General features: G+C 40.1%; 11 protein-coding genes and 1 pseudogene. All 12 read left to right on the forward strand.

The window, feature by feature from the left end; all coding sequences use genetic code 11:
- Window positions 1-129: 129 nt before the first annotated feature.
- Window positions 130-797: pseudogene (locus JO375_RS06345) on the forward strand (IS30 family transposase); the annotation flags it as partial.
- A 162-nt stretch (window positions 798-959) separates the two neighbouring features.
- Window positions 960-1,967, forward strand: a complete 1,008-nt coding sequence (locus JO375_RS06350; protein WP_229523651.1) for a LacI family DNA-binding transcriptional regulator — start codon at window positions 960-962, stop codon at window positions 1,965-1,967.
- A gap of 334 nt (window positions 1,968-2,301) precedes the next feature.
- Window positions 2,302-3,237 carry an alpha/beta hydrolase gene (locus JO375_RS06355; protein WP_229523652.1) on the forward strand — a complete coding sequence of 312 codons (936 nt, stop codon included), beginning with the start codon at window positions 2,302-2,304 and terminating at the stop codon, window positions 3,235-3,237.
- A gap of 18 nt (window positions 3,238-3,255) precedes the next feature.
- Window positions 3,256-4,065 carry an alpha/beta hydrolase gene (locus JO375_RS06360; RefSeq protein ID WP_229523653.1) on the forward strand — a complete coding sequence of 270 codons (810 nt, stop codon included), beginning with the start codon at window positions 3,256-3,258 and terminating at the stop codon, window positions 4,063-4,065.
- A gap of 40 nt (window positions 4,066-4,105) precedes the next feature.
- Window positions 4,106-5,062 carry a carbohydrate kinase family protein gene (locus tag JO375_RS06365; protein WP_229523654.1) on the forward strand — a complete coding sequence of 319 codons (957 nt, stop codon included), beginning with the start codon at window positions 4,106-4,108 and terminating at the stop codon, window positions 5,060-5,062.
- Between the two features lie 12 nt (window positions 5,063-5,074).
- Window positions 5,075-6,544 carry a sucrose phosphorylase gene (gene gtfA / locus JO375_RS06370; protein ID WP_229523655.1) on the forward strand — a complete coding sequence of 490 codons (1,470 nt, stop codon included), beginning with the start codon at window positions 5,075-5,077 and terminating at the stop codon, window positions 6,542-6,544.
- Window positions 6,545-6,712: 168 nt separating this feature from the next.
- Window positions 6,713-8,041: an MFS transporter gene (locus JO375_RS06375; protein WP_229523656.1), complete on the forward strand. Its 1,329-nt coding sequence runs from the start codon at window positions 6,713-6,715 to the stop codon at window positions 8,039-8,041.
- A 140-nt stretch (window positions 8,042-8,181) separates the two neighbouring features.
- Window positions 8,182-8,988 (forward strand): Nif3-like dinuclear metal center hexameric protein, encoded by an 807-nt coding sequence (locus JO375_RS06380; protein WP_229523657.1) that lies wholly within the window; start codon window positions 8,182-8,184, stop codon window positions 8,986-8,988.
- Between the two features lie 43 nt (window positions 8,989-9,031).
- Window positions 9,032-9,835 (forward strand): alpha/beta hydrolase, encoded by an 804-nt coding sequence (locus JO375_RS06385; RefSeq protein WP_229523658.1) that lies wholly within the window; start codon window positions 9,032-9,034, stop codon window positions 9,833-9,835.
- A gap of 553 nt (window positions 9,836-10,388) precedes the next feature.
- Window positions 10,389-10,796, forward strand: a complete 408-nt coding sequence (locus JO375_RS06390) for a MarR family winged helix-turn-helix transcriptional regulator (protein WP_229523659.1) — start codon at window positions 10,389-10,391, stop codon at window positions 10,794-10,796.
- 47 nt (window positions 10,797-10,843) lie between these two features.
- The gene (locus JO375_RS06395) at window positions 10,844-12,607 is read left to right on the forward strand and encodes an ABC transporter ATP-binding protein (RefSeq protein ID WP_229523660.1); all 1,764 of its coding nucleotides are present in this window, start codon (window positions 10,844-10,846) and stop codon (window positions 12,605-12,607) included.
- Window positions 12,600-14,450 (forward strand): ABC transporter ATP-binding protein, encoded by a 1,851-nt coding sequence (locus JO375_RS06400; protein ID WP_229523661.1) that lies wholly within the window; start codon window positions 12,600-12,602, stop codon window positions 14,448-14,450. The genes JO375_RS06395 and JO375_RS06400 overlap by 8 nt, the downstream gene beginning before the upstream one ends.
- The last annotated feature ends 181 nt before the right edge of the window (window positions 14,451-14,631 follow it).

Here is a 14,631-nt window from a genome sequence, read left to right on the forward strand (position 1 = left end):
TAAAAAAGCTCACTATTTGCTTTTAAAAGATCCTTATTTTCCAGAATAAATCCTCCTTTAAAATATCATCGAACCGCAACATAAATTCTCTTCTTCTAACAGGGTTAAAAGTGTATGATTTTTATATGACGGATCGTAGAGCGGTTGCGCCAGGAGGGACAAGCAATCGTATGCTTTAAAACGATCTATCGCTGGCTGTATACAGGCCTTTTGATGAAGGGCCTACTTACCGTCCTGCGGCACAAAGGCAAGCGCCAGAAGCCTGCGGAGACTCGCGGCAAGTTTGCCGTAGGCAAGCCGATCTCCCAGCGCCCAAAAGAGGTGCGGTCTCGAGAAACGTTCGGTCATTGGGAACTGGATACCGTCGCCCTCAGGCCGTGGAAAAAGCAAAAGGTTGCGTGGCCACGTTCATCGAGCGCAAAACGCGTCTGTACACCGCCATTCGAATGCCTGACCGTACGATTGCCTTTGGTGTAGCGGCCTCGCAGTATCCTGCAAAGGTGTTCCAAACCGCTACGGTTGATCGTGGTAAAGAATTTGCCTGTTATGCTAGCCTGGAAGCCCCTCATGGCGTACAGGTGTATTTTGCAGATCCCTATTCCTCCTGACAATGTGGTTCGATCGAGAACGCCAATGGCCTTTTACGCGAATTTTTCCCCAAAGGGACTGATTTCGCTCAAGTGAGGGAAGATGAATTGGCACAAGCATTAGACCTCATCAACCACAGACCACGACAATGCTTGGGCTGGAAGGCCGCTCACGAATCCTTTTCAGAAGAACTGTCGCACTTGGCTTGACAATCCATCAAAAACTTAATCATTAGCAAACATAAATAACACCCATGAAATTATTCCCTTTTGTATCGATTACAAAGTTTGACTTTATTTATGTCAATCGGTTAACATAAACCTCAGAACAATATAGAAGATTAGTCATGTATGTGAGGTGATAGTAAGAAAATGAAAACGAAACCGAAATTAGAAGATGTTGCTAAACATGCCGGTGTTTCACCAACCACTGTTTCTAGAGTGTTGAATAACCGTGGTTATATTAGTGAAGAAACTCGAAAACGTGTTCATAATGCAATGGAAAAAATTAATTATTTCCCTAATGAAATGGCTAGGTCATTATTTACAAAACAAAGTAATATTATTGGATTAATTTTTCCTACAGTAAGTAATCCCTTTTTTGCTGAGTTAATTTATAATATTGAAATTAAATGTGAGGAATTAGGCTACAAAGTATTTCTATGTAATAGCTTAAATAATATGGATAAAGAAAAAAAGTATTTAGACATGCTCCAACGAAATCAAGTAGATGGAATTATTGTTGGAAGTCATAATAGAGGGATTTTTGAACAAGTTTCAACAAGCTTACCTATTGTTGCTGTAGATCAATATATTTCAAATTCAGCGCCAATTGTTTCATCTGACAATTATTTAGGTGGTAAATTGGCAACGGAACATTTGATTAAAAGAGGTTGTAAAAAGATTATTCATATTAGTGGGCCGAGCAGATTAGATACTCCTACACATTTACGAACCTCTGCATACAAGGATATAATGACAGCTTACGGTCTTAAGCCAATTATCTATGAAATCAATAAAACTTTTAATGCTAAAGAAAATCATAAAGTCATTTCGCAAGTTTTTCATGAAAATCCTGATATGGATGGTATTTTTGCAAGTGACGATATTATTGCTGCTAACATATATAATAAAGCTGTAAGAATAGGGAAAAATGTCCCGGAAGAGTTAAAAATAGTTGGTTTTGATGGAACAGAAGCAGTTAGAAATCTTCTTCCACAATTAACCACTATAAAACAGTCTATACCAAAAATGGCAGAAAGGGCAGTTATAATACTGGATAAGAAAATTAAAAATGAGGAAATTTCCTCTCACTTATGTAAGCCTCTAGATATCATACTTGTCGAGGGTGCTTCAACGACAAATGTTTTTGCAACCTAAAATCCCCCCCGTGATTACGGAATCAGTCTTTTAAGTAAATACACTAAGTTTTCCAAAAAGCTACAGGTTAAAAATTAACAGTGGCTTTTTTTTGTTATTCTCTACCTAAAAGAGCAATATTAATTTTCTTTTATTAAAAAAAACCGTATGATAACCGCTTGACACATTGAGTGTCAAGCGGTTATCATACTTTCATAGTATACGTTTTCTTGATATCAGGATAAAAGAAAGATTCATGACAACCGTTTGACATACAAAACGCTTTACATTTATATATTATGAATATGAAAACGCTTTATAGTTGTTGGTATTTCAGTGAAAGGATGTTTATATTATGGAATTTTTAAATAGAGTGAAAGCGGAATTAAGAGAAAATTTGAAAACGGTACCAATCATTCAACTTCCACAGGATTTGGATAAAACGAGGCAAATTCCCATTCCGTCTAATGCGAATTCGGAACACGTTAGAATTACTGAACGTTTTATCCCTGGTGGCGATGGACAAGAAATGTTGATTAAAATTTATGAACCAGTTCAGAGGAGTAAAGAAGAATTACCTGCTGTTCTTTGGAGCCATGGAGGAGGATATGTGTTAGGTCATCCTAATGGTGAAGACAGCCTTTGTGAAAGTATTGTTCAAGCAGTCAATTGTATTGTGGTTTCACCAGATTACCGATTAGCCCCTGAGCATTCGTATCCCGCAGCTATTGAAGACTGCTATGCTACATTGGTATGGATGACGAGTACAACAAATGAATTGAATGTTGATCCAATGAGGGTTGCAATCGGTGGAGGAAGTGCAGGTGGAGGATTAACTGCTGCATTGGCATTAATGACACGCGATAGAAAGGGCCCAGTTATATGTTTTCAAATGCCATTATATCCAATGATTGATGATCGAAATATTACACCATCCAGCTACGAAATTACCGATAGCCATGCGGTTTGGTTCAGGTCAAATAACATATCGGCTTGGGAAATGTATCTAGGGGATTCTGCTCATGGTGAAATCTCTCCCTACGCAGCACCAACCCGCGCGAAGAATTTGGAAGGACTACCACCGACCTATACATGTGTAGGTCAACTAGATCCTTTCCGCGATGAAACAATTGATTATGTTGCACGTTTAGCTCAAGCAGGAGTGGATGTAGAATTTCAATTATATCCTGGATGTTTTCATGCTTTTGAGCATATCGTCCCGGATGCGGAAATCAGCCAGCATGCCAAAAACGGGTACATTCAAGCACTTAGCAGAGCATTAAATGGTTAATTAGAGGAGGAGTCGAATTTGATACATGAAATTATTGATATACGTACAGAACATTCAGAGTCTAAGTTATATACGTATATTTTAGATAATTCTCCAGAAATAGATAATACTCGAAAACGCCCTCTGGTCATTATATGTCCAGGTGGTGGATATGAGTTTACTTCTGATCGGGAGGCAGAACCTATAGCAATCAAAATGAATGCAATGGGATTTCATTCATGTGTATTAAGGTACAGTGTTCGCCCTGCTACTTTTCCAACAGCATTATTAGAACTATCTATGGCAGTTGCTCTTTCTAGGAAGAAAGCAGAGGAATGGCATGTTGACAAAAATAAAATCATTGTGGTTGGTTTTTCAGCTGGTGGCCACTTGGCAGCTAGTTTAGGAGTTTTTTGGAAAAGTAGTTTTTTATCGAAAGCCCTGGGAATCCCAAATGAAATGATAAAACCTAACGGGATTTTACTAAGTTACCCGGTTATTACATCTGGTACGTTTGCACACGAGGGTTCATTTAAAGCTTTGTTAGGTGATAACTATAATGAGCAATTACATCAAGTGTCATTAGAAAAATATGTTTCTTCCGATACTCCACCAACATTCTTGTGGCACACGTATACAGACGAGCCTGTTCCTGTCGAAAATAGTTTTTTATTTGCTAATGCACTTTTGAAGAATAAAGTGAGTTTGGAAATGCATATTTACCCGAATGGGGTGCATGGGTTGTCCCTTGGAACTGAGGAAACTATGGCTTTAGATAATGAAAGGACCATTCAACCTGAAGTTTCCAATTGGATTAAAATGGCGGGACGCTGGATAAGTGGGCTCTAGATTAAAAGTAATAAAAGTTAAATAAATCTGGAGGAACTACATGTATAAGCTGGATGATAAAATCAATTTTCAACATAAAAGGAATGACATCTTAACAGTTGGGGAAATTCTTATCGATATGATATCAACTGATTATGATGATCATTCTAAATCTAACACTTATCAGAAATTTTTCGGTGGATCTCCTTCTAATATTGCTGTTAATGTTAGTAGATTAGGGATTCATTCTCTCGTAGCCTCAGCTTTAGGTAAAGATGGGATGGGAGTATTTTTAACTAATCAGTTACAATTAGCTGGTATTGATACTACATGTGTTCAACAAGTAGACTATTCTACCAGTATGGTTGTTGTTTCGAAAAGCAAATCTACGCCAACTCCCATTTTTTATCGCGGAGCGGACTATTATTTAGCTTACACTCCTGAGCTTGAAGAAGCTGTAGATAATTCTAAGATTGTTCATTTTTCCTGCTGGCCAATCTCTATGAAGCCCGTTCGTCATACGATTGAAAAAGTTATAGAGCGTGCGAGAGAGAAAAACGTTTTAGTATGTTTTGACCCAAACTATCATCCGAAAATTTGGCATAAAGGAGAAGATGGTGTTGAGTACGTAAAATCGATGTTCAAAAAGGTGGACATCGTCAAACCTTCAGAGGATGACGCAGAAAGATTGTTCGGAAAAGACACTCATGAAAATCAGGTTGAGAAGTTTTTAAAATTTGGGGCAAAGCTTGTCATTATGACCTTAGGTAAAGACGGGGCAATTGTCTCAAATGGAAAAGAAATCATGAAGTTAAATACATTAGCTACAGACGTAATTGATACGACAGGAGCAGGGGATGCTTTCTGGTCCGGATTTTATGCAGCTGTTGTGAAAGGCTATACGCTTAGGGAAGCGTTTACGTTAGGGTTTGCTGTAAGTGCTTATAAGTTAAAATATACCGGTGCAATCGTAGCATTACCAAAGCTTGAAGTCATAAAAAATATGTATGGATTATAGGAGGTGTCGCGAATGGCAGTGAAAAATCAGGTACAGTTAATTACCTACCCCGATTCTTTGGGAGGTGATTTAAAGACTCTTAATCAAGTACTTCTAAATTATTTTACGGATATTTTTAAAGGAGGAGTGCATATCCTTCCACCGTTTCCCTCTTCAGGAGACCGGGGATTTGCTCCATTATCCTATTTAGAAATTGAACCGGCCTTTGGGACTTGGAAGGATATTAAAGCTATTGGCGAAAACTTTGATGTTTTAGTAGATTTGATGGTTAATCATATATCTAGACAATCTGAATATTTTCAGGATTTCCTAAAAAAAGGGAGAAAATCTGAATATGTAGATTTGTTTATTACATTAGATAAGGTTTGGGAAGATGGAAATCCTGTTCAGGATGACATTAATAAAATGTTCCTACGACGTTCTCTACCATATTCTACTTTTACAATTGAGGAAACTGGTGAGGAAGAAAAGGTATGGACGACATTTGGAAAGACGGATCCTTCAGAACAAATTGATTTAGATATTAAGTCAAAAAGGGTAAAACAGCTAATTACGGACTTCTTTTTAAATTTTAAGGAAAATAATGTGAAGATTGTCCGTCTGGATGCGGTTGGCTATGTTATTAAAAAATTGGGAACAAGTTGTTTTTTTGTAGAACCCGAAATCTATGAGTTCCTTGATTGGGTCTTAGAACTGGCTAAGTCATTAGATATTGAAATATTACCAGAAGTTCATTCACATTACACTATCCAAAATAAGCTGTCCGAGCATGGATGTTGGATCTACGATTTTATTTTACCTTATCGAATTTTGGATACTTTAATCAATAAATCCAGTATAGCTCTTATTGATTATCTTAAGAATCGACCACATAATCAGTTTACAATGCTGGACTGCCATGACGGTATACCAGTAAAACCAGACTTAGATGATATTATTGATACAACAGAAGCTAGAAAATTGGTAGATGTTTGCCTCCAAAGAGGTTCAAACCTAAGTCTAATTTTGTCAGACGAGCATAAGTCGGAGGATGGATTTGATGTCCATCAAATCAGATGCTCATACTACTCCGTACTAAATAATGATGATGATGCCTATATTTCAGCGAGAGCGATTCAATTCTTTACTCCAGGGATACCTCAGGTATATTATGTAGGACTATTAGCAGGGGAAAACGACTATGAAAGAGTTAGAGAAACAGGAGAAGGTAGAGAAATCAACCGTCACAACTATAGTCTTATGGAGATTGAAAAATCTCTAGAAAAAAAAGTAGTCAAAAGATTATTAAAGCTTATTCGATTTAGAAACGATTATGATGCCTTTAATGGGGAGTTCAAGGTATTAGAATCCAACAAAGATGAAATTTATCTTTCCTGGGAAAAGGACAAGAAGCGTTGTACACTTTATATCGATTTTAAAACGAACAGGCCTGTTATCGATTATATTGATCAAGATGGTAAATATAGACAATATTATGTATAACAAGTTAAATAGATAATGATTAACGAGACAGCCGTACTATTATAAAAGTTTTCTAAACCGCTTTCAATTAATAATTTGGAGGGGTACTAAAAATATTATTTATTTTCGATGAAGATAAAATTAAATCTTTAAGAATTTAAGGATGTATAAATTACAGGGGGGTTTATAATGTCTGAAACAAAAAAAATACCAAAGTTAAGATGGCTTTACTTTTTACCTGTATTATTTCTAATGTGCTTTTTTTCATTTGTAAGTAACTCACTCCTAAGCATTGCCCTACCTGGGGGAATGCTGAAGGATTTAGGTTTTGCTGCAAGCGTTGCTGGGATTGCGGGTGGAGTCGCGGGTATTGGAGGTATGATTTTACAGATCTCCGGTGGACACATTGCTCAACAAGGAAAACTCAAAAAATTTCTTGGCTTTTCAACGATATGCTGGAGCGTAATAACTATTCTACAAGGGTTTGTTACAAACGGTTGGCAACTTATAGTACTCAGATTTTTACTTGGTGTTGCGGAGGGAGCTATTGTACCAGGCATCATGACTCTTATACCCTATTGGTTTCCAGAAAAGGATGGTGAAAGAAGTCGGGCTATAGCCGTTGTGTTTACTGCCTCCGGCATAGCAGCAACACTTACTGGACCAATCGGTGGATTTCTGATAGCAATGTTCAATTGGCAAATGATGTTTATGATTTTAGGTGTTATTAGTTTAATAATTGGTGGAATATGGTTTGCTATAATGTATGACAGACCAGAACAAGCTAGATGGTTAAGCAAAGAAGAAAAAGAATATATTACTACAACCATTCAAAAGGAACAGAGTGCTTTAATGAAAGATGGGGGCAATAATGTAAGTGGGGATAAGCTTCTGCCTATTTTAGGTTATCTATTAAGAAATAAGTATAGCTGGGTTTTGAGTATCGTTGGCTTTTGTGCGGTATTCGGTCAGATCGGATTTTTTACTTGGATGCCAACAGCTATTCAGTCTGTTACGCATGCAGGTATTGGTAATGTAGGATTATTAAGTGCACTTCCATCGATTGCTGCTATTTTAGGATTGGCAGTATGGTCTAGATTAACAGCGAAAATAAAGCAGCGCCGCCTTAGCACAGGGATACCGCTACTGTTGTTTGCTATTGCTCTAGCTATTTTAGGTCTTTTTTCTAATAGTACAAATGCCGCTTTGTACATCGTTTTAATGTGTGTAGCTGGCTTTTTTATACAGGCTTTTATGCCTAGTTTTCATACAATACCTACTCTTATTTTCTCCAAAGAAGTTGAAGGTGCAGCTAGGGGGATAACAGGATTTACTTCAGCATTTGGTGGATTTGCTGGTCCTTATCTTGCTGGAATTTTTATTTCAATCTCAGGTTCCCAAAAAGGAGCTATGTATGTTATGGCATTAATATTGTTCGTAGGGATGCTAGCATCTTTCATTCTTCCTAAGAATCTTGGTTTAGAAGCACAAGGTGAAAATAATCATAAAGCAGCCTGACTTTCTATTAAAAAATCCAAGAAATAATATATCAAATGAATAGTGTTAGTGATACATTCCAGCTTTAATAAATAGGAAAGGAATGTATTACCCTTATATTTATTAAAAAGACAGTCATGTTAATGAAAGTAGGAATAATAATGAATGTACAAGAAGTTATTGATGCAATTCTCTCAGATTCATGTGGCGATATGAGACTTGAAAAAACAGGTGATCAGTTAATATGCGGGAATCCTAATACTGAGGTCCAAGGAATTGGCACAACGTTTATGGCAACGATAGACGTTATTAAGCGTGCTATTGAAGACGGGGTAAATATGATCATTACACATGAACCCACTTTTTATACGGGAAGGGACGAGCTGGATTGGCTCGAGGATGACCCGTTATATCTTGCAAAGAAAAAGTTAATCGAAGAAAACAATATTGCAATTTGGCGGTACCATGATTATATGCATATGGCGAAAACGGATAGAATTTATGATGGCCTTCTGAAAGAAATTGGCTGGGAACATAATTTGCAGGAGGAGAACCAACCTTTCATATACAAAATTAATGAAGTTACTTTGGCTGAACTCTCCAGATTTTTTAAACAGAAACTATCAATGGATGTTATTCAAATTGTCGGCAACCCCGAAATGAAATGTTCAAAGGTCGGGGTACTAGTGGGTGGAGGAAGCTTAGGTTTAGGCAGAGAACAAATGCCAATGGAGTTAATGAGAAATCATAACTTGGATGTTATGGTTTGTGGCGAAATTACAGAATGGACATTGTGTGCTTATGTCAATGATGCAACAATGCTCGGAATGGATAAGGGAATGATTGTGATTGGCCATGAGCGTAGTGAGGAATCCGGCATGAAATATATGGCAGAGTGGTTGAAGCCTTTGGTCAAGAACATTCCTGTCACTTTTATTGATGCGAAAGAACCGTTCCTTTATTTATAAACCTCGGCTTCATTAAAAAATTTAGATATTAGGAGTGAATCAATTGGCCATATCACAAGTTAATTTTTACTCAAAGGCTTTAAAAAGGGAAGTTACATTTAATGCACTCTTACCGCTAGACCGCACTGACATGTTTGGGCATGGAAATACTGAGGAGCGCCCATTTAAATCCCTTTATCTTTTACATGGATATTCTGGTAATTATATGGATTGGCTTAGTCTTTCAAGAATTCGGGATCTATCTCATAAATATAATATAGCTGTGTTTATGCCGTCAGGTGAAAACAATTTTTATTTGGATGACAACGATAAAGGTGAATTATTTGGTGAATATATTGGAAATGAATTGGTGACGTTTACGCGAAAAATGTTTCCTCTATCCACTAAGAGAGAGGATACCTTTATTGGTGGATTATCAATGGGCGGATATGGAGCTATTCGCAACGGATTAAAGTACGCTGGTAATTTCAGTCGTATAATTGCCTTGTCCTCCGCAATCATAACTTACAGAATAGCGGGAATATCTACCGACCATAAAGATGAAGTGGCAGATTATAAATATTATAGAAGAGTTTTTGGTGACTTAAATCTGCTTATGGGCAGTGATCGAGATCCGGAGGCACTCGTCCTTAAATTGATAGAGACTAAAGTGGAAATACCCGAAATATATATGGCATGTGGAACTGAGGACTTCTTGTTAGATGTAAACCAGAAATTTCATGATTTTTTGGTTTCAAAAAAAGTGAATGTCACTTATAGAGAAACAGAAGGGGGCCATACGTTTGATTTCTGGAATAATTATATTGAAAAGGCTATATTATGGGCTACCCATAATAGTGAAAATTGAGTAAAAAACTCTATGACAGATTGTCAAGCCAAGTGCGACAGTTCTTCTGAAAAGGATTCGTGAGCGGCCTTCCAGCTTGCTGCGTTCGATTATACTAAGATGAGTATAGCTCATGGTGGATTTCCCTTGTGTGAATGTGTGGGGTAGGAACCTTCATTCTACACGAATCCGGCCATGGGCCATTTTTTATTTATTTCCAGCAGGTGTCGCACTTCATATTACAATCCGTCAAATAAAAAAGGATAGGAATGGTTGTTGTAAAGCAGATGTCTGGAGAAATTAATAACGTTTGGAGTACTTCTTTCAACTAAAACTGGAAAGAATTTATTAATGGAATCTTTTTTTCGTCAGTTGTCAACCTTGGAAATACAAGAGATGCAAGATCCACATCATCATATCCGATAATTTTCATGAGTTTTTTCTTCCCCAACAATATTTTTTGCCGCATATGTACCGCCTTTTTTGGTTTTCCATATTTTCCCGAATTGACTTTATACCCGAACATCATTATTATCTTACAGTATAAGATAAAAACCAGAAGGTGTTGTGGCCAATGGACTATAAAGCATCAGCAACAGAACTATTCGAGTGTATCGCCAAATCGCGCAAACCGGTATTAGAGGAACGAGTGCACTTCTCCCGTGGTGAAATGGGGATTCTCATCGCTTTGAGTCATCAGGACGGGGTTACTTCGGGCTATTTGAGCGAATACTTGTCTGTCAGTACGGGACGGGTAGCAACGGCGCTGAAAAGTTTGGAGAAGAAAGGATTGGTTGTACGACGTACGGATGTCAACGACAAACGCAAGGTGATCGTATTCATTACGGATTCAGGCAAGCAATTTATGATTGACAGGTACAACGAAGGAGTTGCATGGAGCGAGAAAATTCTTCGAAGGCTGGACGAACAGGATGCCAAAGAATTTATCCGACTCATCAAGCTTATTGTCTCTAAAGGCTAAATTGCCCCAAACACCTAAGACTTTCAGGCAAAAGGAGAACAACAGAAATGCTAAAGATTTTCAAATATCTTAAGAAAAATGAATGGATGCTCGTGTTTTGCAGTCTGGCTTTCATCGTTGTGCAGGTGTGGCTTGATTTGAAGCTGCCTGATTATATGGCCGAAATTACAACCAAGCTGCAAACAGCAGGAACGCGGATATCGGAACTGCTGATTCCCGGTAGTTACATGCTGTTGTGTGCCGTAGGCAGTATGATTGCATCTATGATTGTCGGCTATTTCGCGGCAAAAGTTGCGGCAGGGCTGGCCATGCGTCTGCGTGCGATGGTCTTTGACAAGACCTTATCTTTTTCGATGGAAGAGATGAACAGCTTTTCAACAGCCAGCCTCATCACACGCTCCACGAACGATGTTACCCAAATTCAAACAGTGGTTGCGCTGGGGCTGCAGGTGATCATCAAGGCACCGATTCTGGCCGTATGGGCCATTATAAAGATTGCGGATAAAAACTGGCAGTGGACCGCCTCTACAGGAGTGGCTGTGGCTGTCCTGATCCTGATGCTGAGTGTCATTATTATTTTCGCTCTCCCCAGTTTCCAGAGAATCCAACGTCTCACCGATAATCTGAACAAGGTAACACGTGAGCATCTGACCGGGCTTCGGGTGGTACGCGCTTATAATGCAGATCAGTATCAGGAGGAGAAATTCGGGCAGGCCAATGTCGAATTGATGAATACCAACCTGTTTGCGAACCGGTTAATGGCAATGGTTGGCCCGGGCATGACCTTTATTATGTCGGGTCTGAGTGTCTCTATCTATTGGATTGGCACTTACCTGATTAACGGAGCGGCCGTGCCGGACCGCATTACGCTGTTCTCTAATATGGTCGTATTTTCCTCTTATGCGATACAGGTGGTTATGGCCTTTATGATGGTAAGCATGATCTTCTTCCTGATGCCTCGAGCTTCGATTTCAGCCAAACGGATCATGGAAGTATTGAATACCAAATCCCGCATTGTTGACGGGCATGAGACGGCTGGAATAGAGGGCGTTATGGGTCAGGTGGAATTCCGTAATGTCAGCTTCAAATATCCGGATGCGGAGGAGCCTGTGCTTCGCAACATTAGCTTTACGGCAAAACGGGGCGAGACGGTTGCCTTTATTGGCGCAACAGGCAGCGGCAAAACCAGCGTAATCAATCTGATTTCACGTTTCTACGATGTGACCGAGGGAGAAGTGCTCGTGGATGGGGTGAATGTCAGAAACTATAAGCAGCAGACACTCCATAACAAAATCGGGTATGTCCCACAGAGAGCCGTACTTTTCAGCGGTACAGTGGCATCCAACGTTTCGTATGGCGATGACGGAAGAGCAGGAGCTTCGGAGAAACTCGTCAAAGCAGCCGTAGGGATTGCCCAAGGCACGGAATTTGTTGAAAAAATGGATGGTCAGTATCAGGGACGGATATCACAAGGTGGAGCGAACGTGTCCGGTGGTCAAAAGCAGCGTCTGTCCATTGCTCGTGCCATTTACCGACAACCGGAGATTTATATCTTCGATGATTCCTTCTCGGCACTCGACTACAGAACAGACCGGATTCTGCGCTCCGCTCTTAAAAAAGAAACCGGCCATGCGACGACACTCATTGTTGCTCAGCGGATAGGCACCATTAAGGACGCCGACCGGATTATCGTACTGGAACAGGGTGAGGTTGTAGGGAACGGCACACATGAAGAACTGATGGCGAACTGCAGCACCTATCAGGAGATCGCTTATTCGCAGCTTTCGAAGGAGGAACTCGTACATGGATAAGAATGAACACACCGCCAGCAGCAAGCAGATGAAAATGAAACAGCCAGGTCTCATGAATGGAGGTCCTGCGGGAGGCATGGGTGCTGGTGAAAAAGCGAATGATTTTAAAAAGACCATCAGCCAGCTCTTATCCTACGGCAAGGCCTATGTGCCCATGATTATACTCTCTATGGTGCTGGCGCTGGCCGGTTCCGCCTTCAACGTGATTGGTCCGGGTAAGCTCAGCGATATTGCCAACCTGATCCAGCAAGGAATCGTAACAGGGATTGATGTAAATGCTGTCCAGAAGATTGTTCTTGTATTGGCGTTTTTGTATGGCCTCGGCCTTATCTTTAATTATTTCCAAGGGTTCATTACGGTAACCGTATCACAGCATCTTACAAAGAAGATGCGGACAGAGCTGTCCCGAAAAATCAATGATATGCCTTTGAAATATTTTGATGCTACAAGCTATGGAAATGTGCTTAGCCGTGTGACCAACGATGTCGATACCATCGGCCAAACGTTAAACAACAGTCTTGGCACGCTTGTCAGCGCGCTGGCAACCTTCGTGGGCGCATTGGTTATGATGCTGTATACGAACTGGATCATGACCGTTACCGGGATCGTAGCTACGCTGATCGGTTTTTCACTGATGACCGTAATTATGAAGCATTCACAAAAATATTTTGTAGCACAGCAAGCGGAGCTTGGCCAGATCAACGGTCATATCGAAGAAACCTATGCTGGTCATGGCGTAGTCAAGGTATATAACGGAGAAAAAGCAGCCAAGGAAGTGTTCCATAGCATTAACGGCCGCTTATATACAAATGCTTGGAAATCCCAGTTCATGTCTGGCCTGATGATGCCGGTTATGATGTTCATCGGGAATTTCGGTTATGTCGCGGTCTGTGTCGTGGGCGCTGTGCTGGTGAACCAACATGCGATAACGATCGGAACAATTGTGGCCTTTATGGTGTACATTCGCCTGTTTACACAGCCCTTGTCACAGTTGGCACAGGCCGCAACCAATCTGCAATCGGCGGCTGCCGCCAGTGAGCGTGTATTCGAATTTCTGGGTGAAGAAGAATTGGCGGATGAGAGCGATAAGACCATGAAGCTGGACAACGCCAAAGGGGATGTCGAATTCAAACATGTCCGCTTCGGTTATAAAGAAGACCGTATGATTATCCAAGACTTCTCCATGAAAGCTGAAGCCGGCCAGAAAATTGCCATTGTTGGTCCGACAGGTGCCGGTAAAACGACGCTCGTGAATTTACTCATGCGGTTCTATGAGCTGAATGGTGGGGAAATCTATATTGATGGAACCCCGAGCAGCCAATTAACACGTAAGAATATTCATGAATTATTCTGTATGGTGCTCCAGGATACCTGGCTGTTTGAAGGAACGATCCGTGAAAATATTGTCTTTTCCAAAGAGCACGTTACCGATGAACAGGTAGAGGCCGCATGTAGAGCGGTGGGGCTGCATAGCTTCCTTAAAACACTGCCGCAGGGTTATAATACGGTGTTGGACGACAAAGCCAATCTCTCTGCCGGTCAGAAGCAATTGATTACCATTGCAAGAGCCATGATAGAAGATGCACCCATGCTCATTTTGGACGAGGCCACAAGCTCAGTCGACACGCGTACGGAATTGCTGATTCAACAGGCGATGGACCGGCTTACAGTAGGGAAAACCTCCTTTGTGATTGCCCACCGCCTCTCGACGATCAAGAATGCCGACCTGATTCTGGTCATGAAGGACGGCAACATTATCGAAACGGGCAAGCATGAGGAATTGCTGGCTAAAGGCGGCTTCTATGCCGATCTATACAACAGTCAGTTTGAACATGCGTCCTAAAAATAACGGTTCCTATTTGAAAAAAACAGGATAACAGCTTTTGAGACAAGAATATAAATATTTATACAAAAAAAGGGACAGTCTGGGACACCCAAATAAGGGGGCAGGCTGTCTCTTTTTTATGTCATACGTTTTATATATATATAATTACATAAAAAATAAAATAGTAAATTGGACTTAA

The sequence above is a fragment of the Paenibacillus farraposensis genome (assembly GCF_020736845.1).
In the GTDB taxonomy this organism is placed as follows: domain Bacteria; phylum Bacillota; class Bacilli; order Paenibacillales; family Paenibacillaceae; genus Paenibacillus; species Paenibacillus farraposensis.

Bases quoted from the DNA above. Each gene is read 5' to 3' on its own strand.
- JO375_RS06350 (WP_229523651.1), top strand. From the start codon at position 960: ATGAAAACGAAACCGAAATTAGAAGATGTTGCTAAACATGCCGGTGTT.
- JO375_RS06355 (WP_229523652.1), top strand. From the start codon at position 2,302: ATGGAATTTTTAAATAGAGTGAAAGCGGAATTAAGAGAAAATTTGAAA.
- JO375_RS06365 (WP_229523654.1), top strand. From the start codon at position 4,106: ATGTATAAGCTGGATGATAAAATCAATTTTCAACATAAAAGGAATGAC.
- gtfA (WP_229523655.1), top strand. From the start codon at position 5,075: ATGGCAGTGAAAAATCAGGTACAGTTAATTACCTACCCCGATTCTTTG.
- JO375_RS06375 (WP_229523656.1), top strand. From the start codon at position 6,713: ATGTCTGAAACAAAAAAAATACCAAAGTTAAGATGGCTTTACTTTTTA.
- JO375_RS06380 (WP_229523657.1), top strand. From the start codon at position 8,182: ATGAATGTACAAGAAGTTATTGATGCAATTCTCTCAGATTCATGTGGC.
- JO375_RS06390 (WP_229523659.1), top strand. From the start codon at position 10,389: ATGGACTATAAAGCATCAGCAACAGAACTATTCGAGTGTATCGCCAAA.
- JO375_RS06395 (WP_229523660.1), top strand. From the start codon at position 10,844: ATGCTAAAGATTTTCAAATATCTTAAGAAAAATGAATGGATGCTCGTG.
- JO375_RS06400 (WP_229523661.1), top strand. From the start codon at position 12,600: ATGGATAAGAATGAACACACCGCCAGCAGCAAGCAGATGAAAATGAAA.